The 20,775-nt window shown below is 66.8% G+C and carries 16 protein-coding genes; 10 read left to right on the forward strand and 6 right to left on the reverse strand.

Annotated features, from left to right (window positions below; all coding sequences use genetic code 11):
• Positions 1-2 precede the first annotated feature (2 nt).
• The 3 genes from tssM to tssK are packed head-to-tail and all read right to left on the reverse strand — an operon-like array spanning position 3 to position 6,511.
• The gene (gene tssM / locus ACWGRX_RS01190) at positions 3-3,650 is read right to left on the reverse strand and encodes a type VI secretion system membrane subunit TssM (protein ID WP_452116091.1); all 3,648 of its coding nucleotides are present in this window, start codon (positions 3,648-3,650) and stop codon (positions 3-5) included.
• Positions 3,651-3,698: 48 nt separating this feature from the next.
• Entirely contained in the window at positions 3,699-5,177 is a 1,479-nt protein-coding gene (gene tssL, locus ACWGRX_RS01195) for a type VI secretion system protein TssL, long form (RefSeq protein WP_452116092.1), read from the reverse strand.
• Positions 5,174-6,511: a type VI secretion system baseplate subunit TssK gene (gene tssK, locus ACWGRX_RS01200; protein WP_291642065.1), complete on the reverse strand. Its 1,338-nt coding sequence runs from the start codon at positions 6,509-6,511 to the stop codon at positions 5,174-5,176. Before tssK ends, tssL begins: the two co-directional genes overlap by 4 nt.
• Before the next feature lie 203 nt (positions 6,512-6,714).
• On the opposite strand from tssK, the gene ACWGRX_RS01205 reads away from it, so the two are divergent.
• The gene (locus ACWGRX_RS01205) at positions 6,715-7,215 is read left to right on the forward strand and encodes a PAAR domain-containing protein (protein ID WP_291645554.1); all 501 of its coding nucleotides are present in this window, start codon (positions 6,715-6,717) and stop codon (positions 7,213-7,215) included.
• Position 7,216: 1 nt separating this feature from the next.
• Positions 7,217-7,990, forward strand: a complete 774-nt coding sequence (locus ACWGRX_RS01210) for a hypothetical protein (protein ID WP_452116093.1) — start codon at positions 7,217-7,219, stop codon at positions 7,988-7,990.
• A 26-nt stretch (positions 7,991-8,016) separates the two neighbouring features.
• Here the strand turns inward: ACWGRX_RS01210 and tagH are convergent, their stop codons facing one another.
• The 3 genes from tagH to ACWGRX_RS01225 form a co-directional block, all read right to left on the reverse strand.
• The gene (gene tagH, locus ACWGRX_RS01215) at positions 8,017-9,396 is read right to left on the reverse strand and encodes a type VI secretion system-associated FHA domain protein TagH (protein ID WP_452116094.1); all 1,380 of its coding nucleotides are present in this window, start codon (positions 9,394-9,396) and stop codon (positions 8,017-8,019) included.
• Between the two features lie 63 nt (positions 9,397-9,459).
• On the reverse strand, positions 9,460-10,017 hold the full coding sequence (locus tag ACWGRX_RS01220; RefSeq protein ID WP_291645551.1) for a DUF6931 family protein: 558 nt from the start codon (positions 10,015-10,017) through the stop codon (positions 9,460-9,462).
• A 7-nt stretch (positions 10,018-10,024) separates the two neighbouring features.
• Entirely contained in the window at positions 10,025-11,923 is a 1,899-nt protein-coding gene (locus tag ACWGRX_RS01225; protein WP_452116095.1) for a type VI secretion system Vgr family protein, read from the reverse strand.
• A gap of 79 nt (positions 11,924-12,002) precedes the next feature.
• Between ACWGRX_RS01225 and ACWGRX_RS01230 the strand changes: the two genes are divergently transcribed.
• From ACWGRX_RS01230 to tssG, 8 genes are all read left to right on the forward strand, one after another.
• A complete protein-coding gene (locus ACWGRX_RS01230) occupies positions 12,003-12,548 on the forward strand; it encodes an OmpA family protein (protein WP_291634817.1) in 546 nt (181 codons plus the stop codon).
• Between the two features lie 53 nt (positions 12,549-12,601).
• The gene (locus tag ACWGRX_RS01235) at positions 12,602-14,035 is read left to right on the forward strand and encodes a type VI secretion system protein TssA (protein WP_452116096.1); all 1,434 of its coding nucleotides are present in this window, start codon (positions 12,602-12,604) and stop codon (positions 14,033-14,035) included.
• A gap of 228 nt (positions 14,036-14,263) precedes the next feature.
• A complete protein-coding gene (tssB, locus tag ACWGRX_RS01240) occupies positions 14,264-14,800 on the forward strand; it encodes a type VI secretion system contractile sheath small subunit (protein ID WP_452116097.1) in 537 nt (178 codons plus the stop codon).
• Positions 14,801-14,817: 17 nt separating this feature from the next.
• Positions 14,818-16,320, forward strand: a complete 1,503-nt coding sequence (tssC, locus tag ACWGRX_RS01245; RefSeq protein ID WP_291634812.1) for a type VI secretion system contractile sheath large subunit — start codon at positions 14,818-14,820, stop codon at positions 16,318-16,320.
• Positions 16,321-16,476: 156 nt separating this feature from the next.
• Positions 16,477-16,959 (forward strand): Hcp family type VI secretion system effector, encoded by a 483-nt coding sequence (locus tag ACWGRX_RS01250; RefSeq protein WP_291634810.1) that lies wholly within the window; start codon positions 16,477-16,479, stop codon positions 16,957-16,959.
• Between the two features lie 183 nt (positions 16,960-17,142).
• On the forward strand, positions 17,143-17,688 hold the full coding sequence (tssE, locus tag ACWGRX_RS01255) for a type VI secretion system baseplate subunit TssE (RefSeq protein WP_291634807.1): 546 nt from the start codon (positions 17,143-17,145) through the stop codon (positions 17,686-17,688).
• A 6-nt stretch (positions 17,689-17,694) separates the two neighbouring features.
• The gene (gene tssF / locus ACWGRX_RS01260; RefSeq protein ID WP_452116098.1) at positions 17,695-19,656 is read left to right on the forward strand and encodes a type VI secretion system baseplate subunit TssF; all 1,962 of its coding nucleotides are present in this window, start codon (positions 17,695-17,697) and stop codon (positions 19,654-19,656) included.
• Positions 19,653-20,765: a type VI secretion system baseplate subunit TssG gene (gene tssG, locus ACWGRX_RS01265; protein ID WP_452116099.1), complete on the forward strand. Its 1,113-nt coding sequence runs from the start codon at positions 19,653-19,655 to the stop codon at positions 20,763-20,765. Before tssF ends, tssG begins: the two co-directional genes overlap by 4 nt.
• Positions 20,766-20,775: the final 10 nt, after the last annotated feature.

Here is a 20,775-nt window from a genome sequence, read left to right on the forward strand (position 1 = left end):
GCTCAAATCCCCGTCGGACAGCGGATTTCGCGCAGCGCCGGCAGCACCAGCGGGTTCTTCAGCGAGCCGACGCCGAACTGGTAGCCGACCTGTCGGCCGCCGGAGGCGAGCGTGAAGACGACATTGTCGCCCTGGCGCAGCGCCGAGCCGGCATCGAGCAGCCGGAAGAAAGACCAGACGCCGTCGCGCTCGAACAGCTTGACCTCGCTCGGCGCGGCCGGGGTCGGACTGTTCGAGAAGAAGCCGCCGCCGAAGATGCCGCCGGCATTGTTGCTGCCAGCGCCGCCACCGAGCGTCAGGGTGATCGAGGTTCGCGCCAGCCCGGCACCCGGCCACATCACCGGCGTCGGCGTGTTGACGCCCTGCTGGCTCGCCACCGTGAAGCCGTTGATCTCGAGCTTGGCGCCTGAGGCGTCGGAGGACAGGGCGGTCGGCACCGCCACCATCTGGAAGGAGGGCAGGTTGCCGCCGGTCGGGAAGAAGGCCTCGCGAATGTCGCTGGCGCGCTGGAACTCGCGCAAGGTCGTCGGCGAGAGCGAGCGGGCGACGCGGCTGTCGGCGCGCCAGATCCATTGCGCGCCGGACTTGTCGATATAGGGATCGAGGCGTTCCTTCAGGAACTTGTCCATGGCGCCGGTGCCGGGCGCGAAGAGCTGAGCGAAGTCGGAGAGGGCGATGTCGCGGGTGCTGCCCTTGGTGAAGGGGTAACGATTGGCGAGAAGATTGGTGCAGGTGCGGCTGACCTCGTCGCCGAGCGCCTGGCGCAGTAGCGAGATGGTGGCGCTGGTGGCGTCGCCCTCGAAATCATTGACCGCCGAGACGATCATTGCATCGAACGGGGCAGGGTAGCGGGAGGAATTGCCGCGCAGCGAGGCGATCAATGGCACCATCGCGACGTTCGCCGCCGCCGACTGGGCCGGGGTGGTCGCCGCCATGGCGAGGTTCTGGTTGATCTCGGCGAAGATCTGCAGCGCCTGGTCGACCGGCCGGCGGCCGAGATCGCCGTCGACCAGGACATGGTACTGCTTGAAGCCGGCCTCGATATTGGCGCCGAGCGCCTCGCTGCCGGCCGAGAGCACGCGGTCGACGCCCGGCGCGCTCAGCGGCAGGGAGGTGCCGAGTCGGCCCAGCGCCGCATTGGCCCGCTCCTCCAGCGTCTTGGCTGCGGCCTCCTTGCCGGCCTGCGCCGCCGCCTGCGCGGCGGTCGGTCGGCGGGCGGCGCGCTCCTTGGTCAGCTGCGTCTCGTCGCGAACCGATTCCAGCACTTGCTTGAAGGGCGAGGTCGGCGCGGCGATCGCCGAAAGCGCCACGTATTTCGGCTTGTCGGCATTGAGCGGGCGCAGCTTCAACCGGCGCAGCGCGCGCTGCCACGACGCTGTGAAATCGCGTGAATAAAGCTTCAGAAGATCCTGGAAAAGACTGGCATATTGCGAAGTGATTGCAGCTTGGTCGACATTCTCGCCGAGGACCCAGCGCTCCTTCTCGATGCGCTCGCCGATATCGCCGAGGCGGTCGACGAAGGCGTTCTGGAAGCCGTCATAGGTGTAGAAATAGGGCACCCGGATCGTATCGAGGTCCTCGCCGGAGACCCCCTCGAAGACGAGCCGGACATCCGAGCCGCCGCGCTGCGCCGCGACCCAGTCGCGGTTGGCGTTGCGCCCTTGCGTGCGCAGCAACTCATAGGCGCGCTCGGCGATGCTCATCCGCCGCAGTGTCTGCTGGCTGCTCTCGATCAGCGTCTGGTTGAGCTTGACCAGCGGCTCGGCGCCCTCGTCGAGATCGAGCAGCGCGGTGAGATGCTCTTCCAGCGCCTCGCGGCCCTTGGCGTTGGCGGCGCCCGGGAACAGGTTCTCGGCCCAGTCGAGCCGCATCCAGGCGAGGACGAGATCGCGGTCGAGCTTCGCCCGGCCGCCGATCATCAGATAGACCTTGAGCGCTTCGTAGAGGAAGCCTGGATTGTTGGCATTCGCCTCGAGCTGCTCTTCGAGCCGGAAGATGATGCGCGAGCGCAGCATCCGCTCCAGCGCCTCCTGATAGCTGATCTGTGTCGCCGATTGCAGGCGCTCGCGCTGGCTCAGACCGAAGGTCGCGGCGACGGGTGTCGGCTCGTCCTTGCTGGCATAGCCGGCCGGCATGTGCCGCAATTTGTGCAGCAACGGCAGGACAAGGCTGAAATTCCGTTCCGAGATCGTCGTTTCCTGCAGCACCGGGGCGGCGCTCGAACGGTAGTCGGCGAGGGCGTAATTGGTCTGGTTGATCAGCTCGCTGTTGCGCGCATAGCTCGTCCACCACAGTCCGGCGAGCGTTACCGCGACGAGCGCCACGGCGGTGAAGCCGGCGGCACGCAGCAGTGCAGAGCGCCGCGTGGCGCGCAGATCGGTCGAGACCCAGCCGGACTCGCCGATGATCACCTTCTGGATCAGATCGGTCAGGAAATAGCTCTTGCCTCGGCCCGAGAAGCTGCCGGTGCCGGCATGCTCGCTGCCGAAATTGCGCGAGAGCGCGCCGATCAGCTGGTCGATCGGCGTGCCTTCCTGTGTGCCCGAAGTGAAGTAGAAGCCGCGCAGCGTCGCGCTCTGCTGGTAGCGCGTCGGTTCGAAGACGCGGCCGAGGAAGTCGACCACGATCGGCTTCAGCGCCGCCATCTGGCTCGGCAGGCCGAAGAGCTGGGCGCGTGCGGTCGGATTGGGCTCGTCCTGCAGGCGGTCGGAGAGGCGCTGGTTCAGGCGCTCGATCAGCGCGTCGAACTCCGGTGGAACGTCGCCGATCATGTTGCGGGTCTTGTCGCGGGTCTGGAAGGTGTGGCCCCAGACCATGCGGCGCTGCGGCTCGGAGAGCCCGCCGAAGAACTCGTTGAAGCCGGCGATCAGATCGGCCTTGGTGAAGACCGCATAGACCGGGAAGTCGATCTTCAGGCGCTCGTTCAGCTCGAGCAGACGGGCGCGGATCGCCTCGGCATGGGCGGCAATCTGTTCGGGCGTCGAGGTCAGCAGATCCTCGACGCTGATCGCGACCATGACGCCGTTGATCGGCTGACGCGGGCGGTTGTGCTTCAACAGGTCGAGGAAGGCGAGCCAGCTCGCGCGTTCGGCCTTGGCGTCGGTGTCCTGGGTGGTGTAGCGCCCGGCGGTGTCGATCAGCACCGCTTCCTCGGCGAACCACCAGTCGCAATAGCGCGTACCGCCATTGCCGGCGACCGCCGCCGGGGCCTGGCCGCCGCGCGCCAGCGGGAATTTCAGGCCGGAATTGACTAGCGCCGTCGTCTTGCCGGCGCCGGGCGGGCCGATCATCACATACCAGGGCAGGTCGTAGAGATAGTCGCCGCCATCCTTGCCGCGAGCCCGCTTCAGCGTCGCCAGCGCATCGCGCATCGCCGAGCCGAGTGCCGCGCCGTCGCCGGTCGCGCTTTCCTCCTTGGCCAGCGCCTCGCTCAGCGCAGCCACTGCCTTGCGCCGCCGGATGAGGATCATGGCGATCCAGACGCCGGCGCCGATCGCGAGAAGCAGGACGAGCGGCAGGCGCACGAAGAGCGGCTCGAACGGACGCACTTCGCCGATCGCGACGAAGGGACCGCCGAACCAGATCAGCAGGGCGAGCGCCAGCGTGCCCACTGCGATTGCGACGATCCTGAGCCAGATCGCGACGCTCATTTCGTGTCGATCTCCCTCTTGGCAGGTCTCGCGGTGCTCGTTCGGTCTCTAGCTTTCGCGCTGGATCAGGATCTCGACCCGGCGGTTCTTGGCGCGTCCTTCAGGCGTGGCATTGCTGGCGATCGGCGCGTCGGGGCCCTTGCCCTCGATGCTGATCCGATCCTTCCGGTTCAGCCTGGTCTTGAGGAGCTCGCCGACCGCCTTGGCGCGCTCCAGCGACAATTGCTGGTTGGAGGGGAAGCGCGCGGTGCGGATCGGCTGGCTGTCGGTGTGGCCGACGACCTTGATCGCCCCGCCTTCCTCGTTCAGCACTGCGGCGATGCGCTCGATCAGCGGGCGGAACTCGTCGCGCACCACCGCCTGCCCGGGCTCGAACAGGGTGATGTCGACGAGCCGGACGATGATCAGGTTGGGCGTGACCTGGCAGGTGATCGGCGGGCGCACCGTGGTGCAGATCTTGGGCTGCTGCGCCGGCGGCGGTAATGGCGGCGGCGGTTTGGCGAAGACTTTCCGGACAATCGAAAGCTCGCCCTTGGGATGGACGGCGAGCAAGGCGGAGGCCGAGGCCTCGGCATTGCCGCCGAGCAGGGCCCGGAAGATGAAATAGAGGCCGAGCACCGCGACGGCGGCGACGGCGGCGACCGACCAGACCGGGGTCCTGAACCCGGCCAGACGCGAAACCAGCGCCTGCCCCTGCCAGCGCGGCGACAACTCCGGATCGGGTTGCTTCACCCGCCGCAGCGTCTCGAACAGGCTGCGCTGGATCATCTGCAGATTGGCGGCGCCGCCGGCCGAGGTGCGGTGGATGCCCTCGAAACCGAGCGCCAGGCAGGCATGCATCAATTCGAGCAGGTCGTAATTGACCGACGGATCCCGCTTGGCGCGCTCCAGCTCCTCGAAGAAGCGCACGCCGCCAGTGCGTTCGCCGAAGAAGCGCGAGAGCATGCTGTACTGCGTCCAGACATGGCGATCCTCGCCGGGGATGTTCTGGACGATGTCGTCGGCGAAGGCGCAGAGGATGTATTTGGCGGTGCGCGTCTGCTCGGGCGAGGCGCCGGCTGCCCGGACCTCGTGCTCGAAGGCCTCGATCGTCTCGCCGACCTGGCCGATCATCTGGGTGGCCGGGGCGCTGCTCAGCGAGGCGCGCAGGCGCCCGAGCAGCAGGAGAAGCGGGCCGGCCGCCTTGAGCATCGGATTGGCATTGGGCGTGAGCATCTGCTCGCGCCGCGGCAGAGCCTGCGGGACATGGCCGGGCGGCGATGCCGCGCTGGGCCGGGGCGGCGGCGCCGAGAGCCATTCCTCGCCGGTGCCGGGCACGCCCGGGGAGCCAGCCGCGCCCGATGGATATTGCGGCGCGGTCGACGGGCCGTAGCCATGGGGCGAGGCCGGGGGCGCGGGGTAGCCAGGACTGACGGGCTGCGGGTCGGGGCGCGAGGGCGGCGGCGCCCGCCTTCCCGCCGGGTTCGGTTTGATGATCGTCCGGTCCGAGCGTCCGAACGGATCGGAGGGCGAACCCTTGTCGCTCATCTTCTGCCCTCGAGCACGGCCCAGAGCTCCATTTCGAGATCCGGCCAGTCACCGGAGAAATGCATGCCGATCGAACTCGCCGTGCTGAACTCCGGCCAGAGCGGCGAGGTGCGGTCGAGATAGAAATAGACGTGGTCGGTCAGCGCCCGGATCTGCGGCGGCGGCGTCGGCAGATGGACGAGATTGATGCCCGGCAGATGGGCATGGACGATCTCGTTCATCTTGGTGTTGGGGCCGACCTTGAACAGATGCGGGAACTGCGCCTGGATCTCGGTCAGCGGCCGGCGCGCCGCGACTTCGAGGATCAGCGTCGCATTGCGCACCAGGGCGCGATCGCGGATCGTCGACATGAAGGCGTTGGGCGCGCGCTCGACGATTTCGAGGCGGATGGCACGGCGGCCGAGCTGGGCCGAGAGAAAATCCTGGATGTCGCGCACGACCGGGGTGAAGCAGCCCTCGAGATCGTCATGATCATAGGCGGGATAGTCGCGGGCGCGGCGCTCGGCGGTGGTGAAGGTGGCGAGCTCGCCGGCAATGGCGAGCAGCGTCACGAACAGCCGTTCCGGATGCACGAAGCGCGAGCCGCGCATGTGCTTCAGCACCGGGATGTGCCGGTTGAGCATCTGCAGGATGAAGTAGTCGGCGCTTTGCAGGCCGCCGCCCGCGGTCGGGTCGGCGGCGTAGCGGGCGAGTTCCTCCAGCTTGTTGTCGATCCAGCCGATGACCCGGTCCATCCAGCCGTCGACGACCGGGTGGGCCGAGCAGATCAGGAGCGGCGGCGCGAATTTCTCGTCGAACAGGACGGCGCGATCGCGCACTTCCAGGATGCGGCCGAGGGCGAGGCCGACATAGCCGGGCTTGGCGGTCTTGCGCAGTTCGAGCGAAAGGCGCGGATGGGCGATGTCGATCTCCTCCTCGATCCGCAGCGATGCGGTGGAGTCGATCAGCATCTCGGTCGCCGGGATGAAGCGGCTGGCGCTGCCGCTCAGGCTGTCCTCGACCTCGCGCGTGTTGGCGGAAGCGAGCGGCAGGGAGAGCCAGGCGATCTGTCCGGCCGCATTCTCCGGCACCTCGATCGCCGGCGGCAGCGGCGCGTTGTCCGGCACGGCGAAGGGGGTCCCGTCCGGCAGTACGCCGACGGCGCGGCGCAGGCCGATGCGGCTCTGCTGGGCGAGGTCGCGGTCGATCTCCAGCACCGAAAACCCCCATGGATAGGGCGTGGTGTGCCTGACGCGGCTTTCCAGCAGGTTTTCGAGGTAGCGGTCGCTCTGCTGCAGATGGTGCGGTCGCAGGAACAGGCCTTCGGACCAGACAACCTTGCTGTACCACGACATCCGGTTCTCGCTATCTCAAGGCTGGTTCAAGAGCATATACAGCTCGCTTCCCAGCGTCACCATGGCGTGCCATCGTATTCGCCGAACCTGTTTGCGTGCTTTGGCAAAGATTTCGCGGCGGCAGGTCTGCGGATCCCCCGCTAGATCAACTTGCGGGGGGGCCGTGGCCTGCGCGCCGTGGCGGTAGTCGAAGGGGATAGGCCATGCCGACCGGTCCTGCCGCGCGCATCCTCGATCCGGTGATCCATCCGCTCCCTGGCGTGCTTCAGCCCGGCCCCGGCAGTTTCAACGTGATCATCGGCGGCAAGCCCGCCTGGCGCGGCGTTTCGGCCGCCGCCGCGGCGGCGATCCAGGCGGCCAAGGCGATCTCGGACACCACAATCCAGGTGGCCGAGGCGGCGACGCTCGCCGCCGCCGGCACGCCGGGGGCGCCCGCGGCCAAGGCCGCCGAGGAGGCGACGAAGGCCGCTGCCGCCGCCAGCATGGGCTCGATGATCTCCGGCGCGGCCGGTGGCGCGGATATTCACATTTGCGCGACCCCTCTGCCGATCCCGCCGCACGGGCCCGGCGTCGTCGTCGACGGCTCGCAGACCGTGCTGATCAACAGCCTCAGCGCCTGCCGGGTCGGCGACACCATCATCGAGGCGGTGGGGCCGCCGAACAAGATCGCCTTCGGCGAGCCGACCGTGATCATCGGCGGCTGAGATGGGACGGCGAAGCTCCCCCGACCGGATCGTCTCGGGCTATGAGCGCTTCCGCCTGCTGCGTGTCGAGCGCAGCGTGCGGGATGCCGATCTGGCGGTCTGGCATGGGCGCTCGCGCAATTCACGCGTCGCCAAGGTGCTGGCCTTCATGCTGCTGATCCGCGCCGGAGGCGGGGGCGGCTTGCCGCTCTCGCGCCAGCCGAGCGTGATCTGCAAGGGGACCGAGCAGCAGTTCTTCAGCGCGCCCGGCGAGAACCAGGCAGCGCATCTCCTGCCGGGCCAGATCGTTATCGATGGCGCCATGCCCTGGCTCTATCTCCAGGGTGAGCCGGCCCGGCTGCTGCAGAACGAGTTCGCCTATGTCGAGCCGATCCACGCCAATTTCAACGCGGCCGACCGGATCGCCGAGCGCAACGGCATGACCAATGCCTTCGCCGATGCCTGCCGGCAGGTTCTGATGGCGCAGGGTGTGCCGGAGCGCGACGTCGCCGATGCCTACAACCGGATCTGGGCACCGCGAGCCCTGGCGGCGATCCTGGCGGCGGAGAGCGAGTTGCGTGCCGAGCCGCTGCCGCCAGCCCTGGTCTTCGGCGAGCCGGGGAGCGCCGATTACAACACGATTCTCAATCTCGAAGAGCGCGGCAGCGCCATGGGCGACGCGGAGGTCTGGAACAATTTCGAGCGGCTGAGCATGCTCGATTATTACCGGGCGAGCTTCGACGATCCGCCGCCCGAGCTCGAGCCGCGGGCGATCAGGGCGCTGCTGGGGCTGTGAGCGGCGCCGGACCTAGGGGGTGCCCCTCAGCGGCCGCCGCGGTCATAGCATTCGGCGAAGTAGAGCATGAAGGCGTCGACCAGCCCATCCTCGTAAGGGGCGGTCTTGGCCTCCCAGCGCGCGACATAGGCGTCCCAGAGCCGGCCCTTGCGCGACGAGAGCAGGCCTTCGAGGCCGCGCTCCGAGCCGAGGCTTTCGGAAACAGCCTGCGGATCGAGATCCTCGACCAGCATGCGCAACGCGTGCTGCATCGCCGAATAGGTCTTGATCTGGTGGGCCTTGAGATCCCTGAAGCTCTCCTCGAACGCCTTCTGGGCGTTGAGATAGCCGCTGGTCGGGCGGCCCAGGATCAGCCTGAGCGCATCCTCGATGGTCGGCGAGAATTTCAGCGGGTTGTTGTCCTGCGCCTGAATCATCGTCTGATTGGCGCTGCGGGCGATGCGCTTGCTCTCGGCCCGCGCCGCCAGCAACTGCTTCAGCTCGACGGCGACGAGACGCATCAGCGCGCCGGTCTGCTCGGCGAAAGCGCCGGGGTCCTGCCAGGACAGGGCTTCGACCGGCAGGCCGGCGCCGCGCGCAAAGCGGGCCATGAACTCGGCCGGGGAGATCTCGCCGGCGGTCGCGGCTGCCGAGGGTGGTGGCGGACGCGGCGGCGCAGGCGGCGGGAAGGGCGGCTCGAAGGCGGGCAGCGGCCCTGCCGGCGGCGCCTCGCTCCACGGATCGGCGGCCGGGAGCGGACCCGGCGGCCGGCGAGGCGTCGGGATCGGGGCGATGGGGTCGGCCGCCGGGACGGGCGGCGGCTGATAGGGCGCCCAGGCCATCTCGTCTTGGCGCGAAGGCGCGGGCGGAGCGGCAGTGGCCGGCGGCTCAGGCTGCGGCGCGAAGGCCTGCCGCCCGGTTTCCTCCGGCGTCGGGATATCGGCGGCCCAGTCGATGAAGCCGGCATGGACCGGCCGGTATTTCTGCGGCGGCATCAGGTCGCGGCGTGCGATCGGTGGCGCCTCGTCGCCATTGCCGTCCCAGAGCGATTCAGCCGGGGGCGGCGGGGCCGGCGGCCGCTCGGCCATGGCCGCCGGTTGCCGGCCGGCATCGTCGATCGCCACGGCGATGATGTAGTGGCCGATTTCGAGCCGGTCGCCATGCTGCAGGCGATAGGGCGACTGCACCCGATGGGCCGCGCCGTTGATGAAGGTGCCGTTGGTCGAGATGTCACGCAGCCAATAGGCGTTGTCGTGGAAGCGGATCTCGCAATGGCGGCCGGAGATGGTGCGCGTCGGATCGGGCAGGGCCCAGTCGAGATGCTGGTCACGCCCGATATCGAGGCCCCGTCCGCCACTGAGCGTCACGCTGAGCGGGCCGCCATCGGGCAGCGAGGTCTCGTTCTCGATCGTCAGCGTCAGCGCCATCTGGACATGTCCGTATCGCTGCCACGAGGCTTGTGCCGTTCAGGCGGCATCGCCACGCCAGCTCTACGTCCGCGCTCCGCCGCCTTCGTCATCGACCAGACGAAAGCACGCTTCGATGCAGTTTCGCAATGCGGCATCGCGCTCACGGGCCGGAAGGCGGCCCAATGCGGTTAACACGGCGATCCGGGCGGTCTTGGCGGTGAGGTCGGGCGGGCAGGGCACGGCATGGCTCGCCAGCATGCTGCCGCCGGAATAGCCGGCCGCCCAGGCGACCCAGGTGGCGGGTTCGGCCGGGTCCGCGGCTTCCGCGACCGACAGCGCTTCGCGCCGCCGGGCATCGCCGGGATCACGCACCCAAGCTTCGGCCGCGGCAAGCGCCGGCCCAGCCGGGGCGCCCGCCGGGCGCATGCGCTGGACGCTCTGGAGGGCCCACCAGACGGCTTCCCGCCGCGGCAGCAGAAAGGCGCAGAAGCCGATCGCATCTTTCGGCTCGGCGCCGGCGGCAAGCCGGGCGAGGAAGGCCAGCGGTGCCTCGTTCGCCGGTGCCGTGGCGACGAGCCGGCGCAGAGCGGGGAAGCTCTCGAAGACTTCGCCGGCCGTGCTGAAGCGGAGGCGGGTCATCGCGCGCTCAATTGATCTTGACGATGCCGCCGGTGACGATGGTGGTCGCGTCGGCGTGGACCTCGGTCTTGAGGGTGCTGGTGACCTTGATGGTCGGCGACGAGATGGTGATGTCGGTCGGCGTCATGGTGATGGTGCTCTCGCCGCAGACCAGCTTGATCTCGAGCGCCGCCTCGACATAGCGCTTTCCGTCTTTGACGTGCAGCTTGTCGCTGCCGCCCATGATCTGGGTGGTGCGGGTGAAGTCGGTCGGGCCGCCCTCGAACTCCTTGCCGACATCGCGGGTCTCGGTGTTGAAGACCACGGTCTTGTGGTCCTTCTGCGCCTGCAGGCTGAAGACCTCCTTGCCGGCGAGGTCCTCGAACTTGATTTCGTTGAATTTGCCAGCCTTGCCTGAGCCTTCGGTGGATTCCGATTTCAGCCCCGACTGGGTCTTGTTGGCCGGCAGGTCATAGGGCGGCATGTGCTGGTCGTTGACGACGGCGCCGGTGATCAGCGGGCGGTCGGGATCGCCCTCGATGAATTCGACGATGACCTCCTGGCCGATGCGCGGGATGATCTGTCCGCCCCAGTTCTTGCCGGACCAGAGCTGTCCGACGCGAACGCGGCAGGAGGTCGAGTCCTTTTCCCGGTCCCAGTGGAAGCGCAGCCAGACCCGGCCGTATTTGTCGACGTCGATATCGCCTTCCTCACCCTTGTTCTTCTCGCCGACCACCCTGGCGGTGTCCGGTCCGACGATCACCGGAGAAGGGGTGACGAGCGGCGCGCGGAAGCGCTTGTCGGCTTTCAGGAGTTCGTAGGAGCCGTGATAGATCGCGTCGTCGACGCGCTTCGCGGAGCGATAGCTCTGAACCCCGAAATTATGCGTGGCGCGCACCACCAGATATTCGGCGTTCTCGGAACCGACCGGGTGGTCGCCGAGGGTCATCACCGAGCCCGGATGCAGGCTCGGTGCCTCGCCCATGGCCTGGCGGCGATCATCCTGCGCCTGTTCGGCCTGCGCCAGCACCTTGGCGAAGCGCTCACCCTTGCCGCGATCCAGATAGGCACCGGGATAGTCGTAGCTCTCATAGGCCTTGCTGCGGGCGAAGCCTTCCTCGGCCTTGGCGGTCAGGTCGGCGGTGGATTTCTCGAAATCATAGTCCTGGAGCTCGATCTTGCCGGTGCGCAGGCGGCGCAGCGTCGACCATTGCGTGATGTGCTCGATCGGGCGGCGCTGCTGGCCATCCCTGGGCATGAACGGGTAGGCGCTGCCGGCGCCGGCGAAGGTGGGCTCGGCCGCCGCGGTGACGGAGTCGTGCGACGAGCGGGCATCGGAGAGGATCAGCTTGTGGTCGCCATCCGTATGCTTGAAGTAATAGTAGATCCCGTGCTTCTCGAGCAGCCTGAGCACGAAGTCGAGATCGGTCTCGCGATACTGCACGCAGTAATCGATCTCGCCCGGCTTGTCGCTGACGCGGTCGTCGAAGCTCGCCTTGTCCTCCTTGCCGAAGATCGTCTTGACGATGTCGAGCGGCGTCTTGTTCTTGAAGATCCGGCAATCTGCGCGCTGTGAGAGCAGCCAGAGCCAGGGCCGCAGGACGAAACGATAGCTGTCGATGTCGTTCTCGCGGCCGAGCCATTGCGCATCGACGAGAACACCGTTGAAGACGCGGTCCTGACCGTTCTTCAAGGTCATCTTGACCGAGCATTTCTCGCCTATGATGCTTTGCAGGTCGGCGTTCGCAGTCGTGCTCGTCGCCTCGACCTGATAGGCGAATAGTTCGCTCAGAGCTTCGTGCGCTTCAAACTTGATAAGTGAAAAAAAGTCTTTCCCCAATGGGGTTGTAAAGGAAGCAAGTCTTTTTGACTGTCGAAGTTCGCTTGGCATCAACGAAACCTCGTGGCTTGTGGCCGGGTACGACATTGACGCAGCGGATGCTGAGAGTCATAGTCTCAACCCTCAGTCTTCGACCGCCGACTTGAAGTTAATCGGGAGGAAGACCGTGCGCAAGCAGGCCCTTGTCAGTATCAGCGCCGCTTTCGCCGTCGGGTTATGCGCGGTTTCGGCCGTGCCGGCACAGGCCCAAAGCTACAAGGCAGATGACATCATCAAGCATTTCGGGGGTGGGAAGCCCAATCTCGGCGTGTCGCGCGGGCTCTGCGTCGGAACGGAGGCAGAATGCAGCAAGGCGGGTCATGTCGTGAAACCAGCGGCCGCCTTCGACCTGGTGGTCCGCTTCAAGTATAACTCGGACGTGCTCGAGCCCGATGCCAAGAGCAATCTCGACGAGTTCGCCAAGGCGCTGAAGGATCCGCAGCTCGCCGCCAGCAGCTTCTTGGTCGAAGGGCATACCGATGCGAGGGGCTCGGCCGACTACAATCTCAATCTGTCGGAGCGTCGCGCAAAGGCCGTGGTGAGCTATCTCAGCGAACGCGGTGTCGATACCGCCAAGCTGCTGCCGCGCGGCTTCGGCCAGACCAAGCCGATCGTGGCCGATCCCTATTCCGGCGATAATCGCCGGGTCGAGACGCGGATCCGTGTGGATTGACGCGCATTCCTGCCAGCGGCCGCTTGGCATCGGCCTGTTGACCGAGGGGCTCCATGGCGGCGCTGAACTTCGCTGATTTTTCCGGGCCGGTTTCCGCGGACGACCTCTGCGGGCCCGATCCCGAAGAAGATGCGGGCTTCACGAACATTATCGCGCATCTGGAAGTTGCGCTGCCGACATCCTATTTCGCGCCCCGGCCGGATGGCCGGCTGGTCGCCTTCGACCGGGCGACGATCGATTTCCCCGCCGCCTTCGGCGACCTCGCCAAGATACTCAAGCTCAGCCGCGACATCCGGGTACTGGTGCTGGCCGGGAAGCTCTGCCTGCTCAATCGCGACATACCGGGCTTTTCCGCCTGCCTGGGGCTGATCACCGGCCATCTCTCGGAGCATTGGGACGAGGTGCATCCGCGTGCCGAGCAGGGCGACTTCATCCTGCGCGAGGTGGCGCTGCAAAGTCTCGACGACCTGGCCACGGTCGTGCTGCCGTTGCAGCATGCGCCACTCCTGATCAGCCGGCGGATCGGCCCTCTGGTCTTCCGCAGCCAGCTCGTCGCCGCCGGCACGATCCAGCCCGAGGAGGAGGAGCAGCACCCGGATGCGGGCGCGATCCAGGCGGCGCTGGCCGAAACCGATGGCGCGGAGCTGCAGGCCGCCTTCGCTCATCTCGTGACGATCCGTGATGCGATCGCCCTGATCCGTGCGACCTGGAGCGAGCGCGCTGGCGGCGGAGCGGTGAGTTTTCCACGTCTCTCGGCGCTGGTCGGTCAGATCATCGGCTTTCTCGAGCCGGTCGTCGGTGCGCGGATGCCCGCCGCTCCGGCGGATCAGCCCATCGAGGCCGGTATGCCGGTCGCGGCTTCGGTAGGCCCGGCCGGCCTGCCGCCGGGCTCCTGCGCTTCTGTGGCGGAGGCGCGTGCGGCGCTGGCCGCCTGCCTGGGCTATTTTCGCCGCGCCGAGCCTTCGAGCCCGGCCGTGCTGCTGATCGGGCAGGCCCAGCGGCTGATCGGCAAGTCGCTGATCGAAGTGATCCAGATCATGTTTCCCGAACATGTCGACAAGGCGATGCTCGAAATCGGCACCGAGCCGCGTTTTCAGCTGCCGCTCGAGCGCCTGAACGCGTCGGATGGCTATGACCAGCCCGACGATGGCGCGGAGGAGGCGCCGAGCGAGGGCTGGGAGGAGGCGGAAGAGGGGCCGGACGATGCGGTGGCCGAGCTCGGGGCGGAGCCCGGGCAGGGGAGCGAGACCGGGCCGGCTGCGGTCGCTCCGGCGCCGGTCGGCGCGCCTTTGGTGGCGGGTGTCGCGACCCGCGCCGAGGCGGTCGGCCGGATGAAGGCGGTGGCGGGGTTCTACCGGCAGGTCGAGCCCTCCAACCCGATCCCGCTGCTGATGGACAAGGCCTGTGGGCTCGCGCAGCATGATTTCATGTCGCTGCTCAGCGATATCCTTCCTGAAGTCGGCATACGTCAGAGCAGGGACGAGTAGGTCGAGGTCTGGTGCCGGGCCGGCGCTCCCGCGGCGCTCCTCCCCAGGCCTGCGGCCCGCCGCGACTTCACAAGATCGCGACCGGTCGGCGATGACGACTTGCGGATGCCAAGCAGCGCGACGGGAACTGTCAAGCTGACTGCATTTGTGTATTGTATTGGGAGATTGGTGACTTGGCGTGGTGTCACGCTGCCTCTGCGTGATGCATCGAGAGGAAAGGCACTGACGATGGCCGGAGATTCTGGGCAAAGGTTCATTCGCCGCAACAGGCCACCACGGGTCCATATCACCTATGAGGACCCCTACAATGCCGACCAGAAGATCGAATTGCCCTTTGTGATGGGCGTCCTTGCCGATCTCTCGGGCAATGCCTCGGCCGTGGCGAAGCCCGATATCTCCGAGCGCAAATTCCTCGACATAGACATGGATAATTTCGATCAGCGCATGGCCGCGATCGAGCCGGGCGTCGCCTTCAACGTGCCCAACAAGCTGGGCAGCGACGGCAATGAGAAGCTCTCGGTCGCGCTGAAGTTCTCGCGGTTCGACGACCTCAACCCGGCGGCGATCGCCCGTCAGATCCCGGCGACGGCCAAGCTGCTCGAGGCACGCGAGCAGCTCGCCAACCTGCTGCGCTACATGGACGGCAAGATGGCGGCGAGCGACCAGATCAAGGCGCTGCTCGCCGACCCGCAGCTGATGACGGCGCTGAAGGACAGGCTCGGCGAGACATCGGCTGACGGCAACAAGCGTGACGGCAACGGGTGAGCGAGGCGGAGGCGACCATGGCGGAAGCACAAATCCAGCAACCCGGCGCAGCCATCGCCGAGACACGCGACGCCGACGAGTTCGCGAACGTTCTCAAGCAGAGCTTCAAGCCGAAGACCGAGCGGGCGGCGACCGAGGTCGAGAACGCGGTGGCGACCCTGGTCACCCAGGCGCTCGCCGACTCCACGCTGATCAAGGGCGACGTGCTCGACACGATCGAGGAGATGATCGCACGGCTCGACGCCAAGCTGACCGAGCAGATGAACGAGGTGCTGCACGCGCCCGAGTTCCAGAAGATCGAAAGCGCCTGGCGCGGCCTTAACTATCTCGTCTTCAACTCCGAGACGGACTCGCAGCTGAAGATCAAGATCATGAATGTCGGCAAGAGCGAGCTCTATCGCAATCTCAAGACCTATCCCGGCGCCCGCTGGGATCAGAGCCCGCTCTTCAAGCAGATCTATGAGCAGGAGTTCGGTCAGCTCGGCGGCCAGCCCTTCGGCTGCCTGATCGGCGACTATCATTTCAGCCATGTGGCGACCGATGTGCAGCTGCTGCGCGATCTTTCCAAGGTCGCGGCCTCGGCGCATGCACCTTTCTTCGCCGGTGCAGATCCGACGCTGATGGGCATGGACGCCTGGACGGAGCTGTCCAATCCGCGCGATCTCGGCAAGGTCTTCGATACGCCCGACTATGCCGCCTGGAAATCGCTGCGCGACGCGGCGGACTCCCGCTATATGGGGCTGTGCCTGCCGCGGGTGCTGTCGCGCGTGCCCTATGGCGCGAAATCCGAGCCGGTCGAGGAATTCGCCTTCGAGGAAGATACCGACGGGCACAAGGGCGAGAAATACGCCTGGATGAACGCGGCCTATGCGATGGCTGTCAACATCAACCGTGCCTACAAGGAATATGGCTGGTGCACCCGCATCCGCGGCGTGCAATCGGGCGGCGAGGTCCTGAACCTGCCGACCCACACCTTCCCGACGGATGATGGCGGCGTCGACCTGAAATGCCCGACCGAGATCGCGATCAGCGATCGCCGTGAGGCGGAGCTGGCGAAATCGGGGCTGATCCCGCTGATCCACCGCAAGAACACCGACAAGGCGGCGTTCATCGGGGCACAGTCGCTCTACAAGCCGAAGGCCTTCTTCGGTCCCGACGGCGTCGCGGCGACCGCCTCGGACAACCTGTCCTCGCGGCTGCCCTACATGTTCGCCGTCTCGCGCTTCGCGCACTATCTGAAATGCATGGTGCGCGACAAGGTCGGCTCCTACAAGGAGCGCGAACCCCTGCGTCGCTGGCTGCAGGAATGGATCACCGACTATATCGACGGCGATCCGGTCAATTCCAGCGAGGAGACGAAGGCGCGCCGTCCGCTTTCCGATGCGCGCATCGACGTCTTCGAAGACGAGGAGAACCCCGGATATTATTCGGCCAAGTTCTACCTCAGGCCGCATTTCCAGCTGGAGGGCATGGATATCGGCCTGAGCCTGGTCTCGCGCCTGCCCGCGCCCAAGAATTAAGGCGTCGCGCGCCTTCGGGCGCGCGGAGTCTCCAGGCCTGTGCCTACCCCGCGCGGATCGCGCCGGGGCTGAGCGGTCGCGCGCCGGTACCACCCCGCGGGCGAAGCGCAGTCGCAATCGACTTCGTCGGATGACGGTCAAACACTGGAGAGAACGATGGCCAGCGACTTCCTGCTCGAGATCGAGGGAATCAAGGGCGAGAGCCATGATTCCAAGCACAAGGAAACGATCGAGATCGAATCCTTCTCCTGGGGAGCGAGCAATTCGGGCACGCATTCCGCAGGGTCCGGCGGCGGCGCCGGCAAGGTCAGCTTCCAGGACCTGCATTGCACCGCCAATGTCAGCAAGGCGTCGCCGGTGCTGATGTTGTCCTGCGCGTCGGGCAAGCACATCAAGAAGGCGGTGCTGTTCGTGCGCAAGCAGGGCAAGGACCAGCAGGAATTCTACACCGTGACGCTGCAGGACCTGCTGGTATCGAGCTATCAGTCCGGCGACTCGACCGGTGGCAACCCGGTGCCGACCGACCAGTTCTCGCTGAACTTCGCCAAGATCAAGTTCGAGTACAAATTCCAGAAGGAGGACGGCACGCTCGGCGCGCCCTCGACCGGGACCTGGGACATCAAGGCCAACAAGGAGTGAGAGGACGGTCTGGCCGCCTGTGCGGCCAGACCTCGTCTTCGGTCGGCAGCGCTGCGGCCGCCTTTCGTCCGGCGCCGGGCGACTGTTCGAATGTCGCGCCTTGGGAGGGCCGACCGCTCCCTCGGGTGTCGTGGAGAAGGGCCGGGCGCCGGGCCGCCCGGCTGGCGGTTGGAGGGCGTGAGGATGGATGCCAGAGCGAAGAACCGGCTGCGTCCGCCGCTGATGTACGCGTTCCGGGAGGCGCATCGCAGCAAGGATGCGAAGACCGCGCTCGATCTGCGCGACGCCGGCGGCGAACGGATCATCGCCGGGCGCCGGGCCGCGCCGCGTGCTGCCATCACCGAGCAGAAGCTGAGGCAGGAAATTGCGGCCGATCTCGACGCGCTGGTGAACACCACCAATCTGGCTTCGTCGATCGATCTCTCGGGGTTCGAGCATGTCCGGCGCTCCGTGCTGAACCACGGCTTCCCCGATATCGTGAACCGCTCGATCGACGAGCATCGGGTGGGCTCGATCAAGGACGAGCTGCGCGAGGTGCTTATCGGCTACGAGCCGCGGCTGATCCGGCAGTCGATCAGCGTGCAGCGCGATGAAAGCATCGACCGGTCCGAGCTGACGATCCGCTTCCTGGTCCGTGCGGACCTGGATTGCGAGCCGGTCAATGTGCCGCTGCAATTCGTGGCTGATGTCGAGCTCGATACCGGCAAGATCGCGATCAAGAACCGATAGCGCCTCATGAACCAAGAATTCCTGGACTTCTACAATCGCGAGCTTCGGCTGTTCGAGGAGCATGCCAAGGAGTTCGCCGAGGAGTATCCGGGCATCGCCGAGCGGCTCGGCGGCCTGGTCGGTGAGCACATGGACCCGATGGTTCGTGGCTTGCTCGAGGGCGCGGCCTTTCTTGCGGCCCGTGTCCAACTCAAGCTCAAGCACGAGTTTCCCGAATTCACCAACAATCTGCTCGAGCAGTTGCTCCCGAACTATCTGGCGCCGACGCCGTCGGCACTCCTCGCTGGGGTCGCGCCGCCCTATGGCGATCCGGCCTTGCGCGAAGGGGTGAGGATTCCGCGCGGAGCCAATCTCGATGCGACCTATCTGGAGCGCGACCGGCGCGTCGCCTGCCGCTATCGGCTGGGAGCGGACATCGCGCTCTGGCCCTTCGATGTCTCCGCTGCCGAGTATATCGCCGCACCTGGCCCGCTCCAGGCGCTCGGCCTGCCGAGCGACGGGCGGGTTCTGTCGGGCCTCAGGTTTTCGCTGACCCACCGGATCGCGGGCGACCCTGCCGACGAGCCCAGCGCCGCCCAGGCGGCCAAGCTGCCGAGCAGCTGGTTTGCCGGCTGCAAATGCAGAGAGCTGACCATTCATCTGCTTGGCGGGGAGGCCGAGGCGATCGCCCTCTATGAGCAGCTGTTCTCCAATTGCCTCGGGGTCTATTTCCGTCATCTCGACGAGTTCGGCGACCCGGTGATCACCCCGGCGACGGAGTGCACGCTCGAGCAGCCGGGCTTCGACGAGGACGAGGCACTGCTGCCGGCCGACAGCCGGGTGTTCCGCGGCTTCGACCTTCTGCGCGAATATTTCTGGTTCCCGCGCAAATTCCTCGGCTTCCGGCTGCGCGGCCTGGAGCGGGTCATGGCGCGGCTCAAATCCAAGAATGTCGACGTGATTTTCGTCTTCGACGAGGTCGATGCGCGGCTTGCGGCGGCGGTGCGTCGCGAGATGTTCGCGCTCTATGCCGCACCGGCGGTCAACCTGTTCGAGAAGACCACCGACCGCATACCCGTGCGCATCAACGAGCACGAACACCATGTCGTCCCCGATCGTAGCCGGATGCTCGACTTCGAGCCGCACAGCATTCTCGACGTCCACGCCCATTATGTCGGCGGGCGCGAGAAGCAGAAGGTCGCTCCGCTCTACTCCTCGCCCGAAGGGGCGTCGCCGGCGTCTGGGCTGCTCTACACCCAGCGCCGGTTGCCGCGCCGACGTTCGGCGGCCGAGCGCCGGGAGGGCAGGGCTTCCGACTATACCGGCACCGAGATGTTCATCTCGCTGGTCGAGCCCGCAACGATCGCCGATGCCCATGCCGTGGCCGAGCTCAGCGTGCGGGCTCTGTGCTCGAACCGCCATCTTACGGAGCATCTGCCGACGGGGGCGGGTGGGGCGGACTTTCGCCTGATCGACAATGTCGCACTCGACATCGCCTGCCTCGCCGGGCCGACGCCGCCACGCGAGCCGATCGTCACACAACTCAGGCTGCGCTCCGAGACTGCGAGTACCGGTGTCGTCACCTGGCGGCTGATCAACCTGCTCAGCCTCAACCATCTCGGCCTCGTCCAGCACGGCGCCGGGCGCAATGGCGAGGCACTGCGCGAATTGCTGGCGCTCTTCGCCGATCTCAGCGATGGGGCGACGGAGCGCCGGATCAGGGGCATCAAGAGCGTCGACAGCCGGCCGGTGGTCAGGCGGTTTCCGCAACGCGCCGGCACCGGAGCGGCGCGGGGGCTCGAGATCACGGTGCTGTTCGACGAGAAGGCCTTCGAGGGCAGCGGCGTTTTTCTGCTTGGCGCAGTGCTCGACCGCTTCTTCGCCGAATATGCCGCGATGAACCATTTCACCCAGACCGTGATCCGCACCGTCGAACGCGGCGAGGTGATGCGCTGGCCGCCGCGCGCCGGCACGAGGCGGATCCTGTGAGCGCGGGCGCTGGCAGGCCTCCGGCCACCGCGTCCGAGGGCGAGCGTGTCGAGCCGCCTTTCGTCGAAAGCTTGCGAGCCGAGCCCTGGCGCCATGATTTCTACGCGGTGTTGCGGCGCATAGAGCGCAGCTTTCCCGAGCGCGAGCGCATCGGCGACGTCACGGCGCGGCGCGACGAATATCTGGCGCTGGGCGAGCAGGCCTATATGGATTTTCCGGCCTCGACCTTCGCCGAGGCGGGCAGGGACGGGCAGGGGCGGCTGCGGCTCTTCGTCAAGTTTCTCGGCCTGCTCGGGCCGCAGGGGGCTCTGCCGCTGGCGACCACCGAGGAGAGCTATCACTGGCAGCTCGCGCATGACGATGCCTTTCCGCGCTTTCTCGACATCTTCAACCACCGCTTCCTGCAGCTCTTCTTCCGGGCCTGGGCGGATTCCCGGCCGGCTGTGCAGCACGATCGGCCCGATCTCGACCGTTTCGTCGCCTATGTCGGCAGCGTGGCCGGGCTGGGCTCCAGGCCCTATCAAGATCTCGACAGCGTGCCGGATGCCGGAAAGCTCGCCCATGCCGGGCTGACCGGTGCGCAGGCCAAATCCGCCTCGCGCCTGCGCAGCCTGCTCGCCGGGCTGTTCGACATCGAGGTCGAGGTCGAACAGTTCGTCGGCATGTGGCTGGCCTTCGATCCGGCGGATCGCAGCCGGCTCGGCCGGGGCCATTGCGGGCTCGGGCGCGATGCCCTGGTCGGTGCCAGCGTCTACAGCGTCGAAGACAAGTTCAGGCTGTGCATCGTCGCGCGCGACATCGAGCAGTTCAGCCGTTTCCTGCCCGATGGCGATCGCTGCGAGCCTCTGGCCGATGCGGTGTTCTTCTATCTCGGCGAGCTGTTCGAATGGGATGTCGAGCTCGCCTTGCCGGTCGGACAGGTTCGTCCGCTACAGCTCGGCCGCTTCGGCGCGCTCGGCTGGTCGAGCTGGATGGCGCCGAACTGGAATGTGCCCGACGGGACGCTTCGGCGCGATGCTCGTTTCCACCCGGCCGAACGGATGCGCCAGAAGCGGAGCCGGCAAAACCAGGATTCGCGGCCCGAGAACATGCGTCCGAAGAACCGATGACAGGGGGCAG

It is taken from the genome of Allobosea sp. NPDC055594 (assembly GCF_053618995.1).

Coding starts and splice junctions, on each gene's coding strand:
- ACWGRX_RS01205 (WP_291645554.1), top strand. CDS start 6,715: ATGCCGACCGGTCCTGCCGCGCGCATCCTCGATCCGGTGATCCATCCG.
- tssF (WP_452116098.1), top strand. CDS start 17,695: ATGAACCAAGAATTCCTGGACTTCTACAATCGCGAGCTTCGGCTGTTC.
- tssL (WP_452116092.1), bottom strand. CDS start 5,177: ATGAGCGACAAGGGTTCGCCCTCCGATCCGTTCGGACGCTCGGACCGG.
- tssK (WP_291642065.1), bottom strand. CDS start 6,511: ATGTCGTGGTACAGCAAGGTTGTCTGGTCCGAAGGCCTGTTCCTGCGA.
- ACWGRX_RS01210 (WP_452116093.1), top strand. CDS start 7,217: ATGGGACGGCGAAGCTCCCCCGACCGGATCGTCTCGGGCTATGAGCGC.
- ACWGRX_RS01250 (WP_291634810.1), top strand. CDS start 16,477: ATGGCCAGCGACTTCCTGCTCGAGATCGAGGGAATCAAGGGCGAGAGC.
- ACWGRX_RS01220 (WP_291645551.1), bottom strand. CDS start 10,017: ATGACCCGCCTCCGCTTCAGCACGGCCGGCGAAGTCTTCGAGAGCTTC.
- ACWGRX_RS01235 (WP_452116096.1), top strand. CDS start 12,602: ATGGCGGCGCTGAACTTCGCTGATTTTTCCGGGCCGGTTTCCGCGGAC.
- tagH (WP_452116094.1), bottom strand. CDS start 9,396: ATGGCGCTGACGCTGACGATCGAGAACGAGACCTCGCTGCCCGATGGC.
- ACWGRX_RS01225 (WP_452116095.1), bottom strand. CDS start 11,923: ATGTCGTACCCGGCCACAAGCCACGAGGTTTCGTTGATGCCAAGCGAA.
- tssM (WP_452116091.1), bottom strand. CDS start 3,650: ATGAGCGTCGCGATCTGGCTCAGGATCGTCGCAATCGCAGTGGGCACG.
- tssB (WP_452116097.1), top strand. CDS start 14,264: ATGGCCGGAGATTCTGGGCAAAGGTTCATTCGCCGCAACAGGCCACCA.
- tssE (WP_291634807.1), top strand. CDS start 17,143: ATGGATGCCAGAGCGAAGAACCGGCTGCGTCCGCCGCTGATGTACGCG.
- tssC (WP_291634812.1), top strand. CDS start 14,818: ATGGCGGAAGCACAAATCCAGCAACCCGGCGCAGCCATCGCCGAGACA.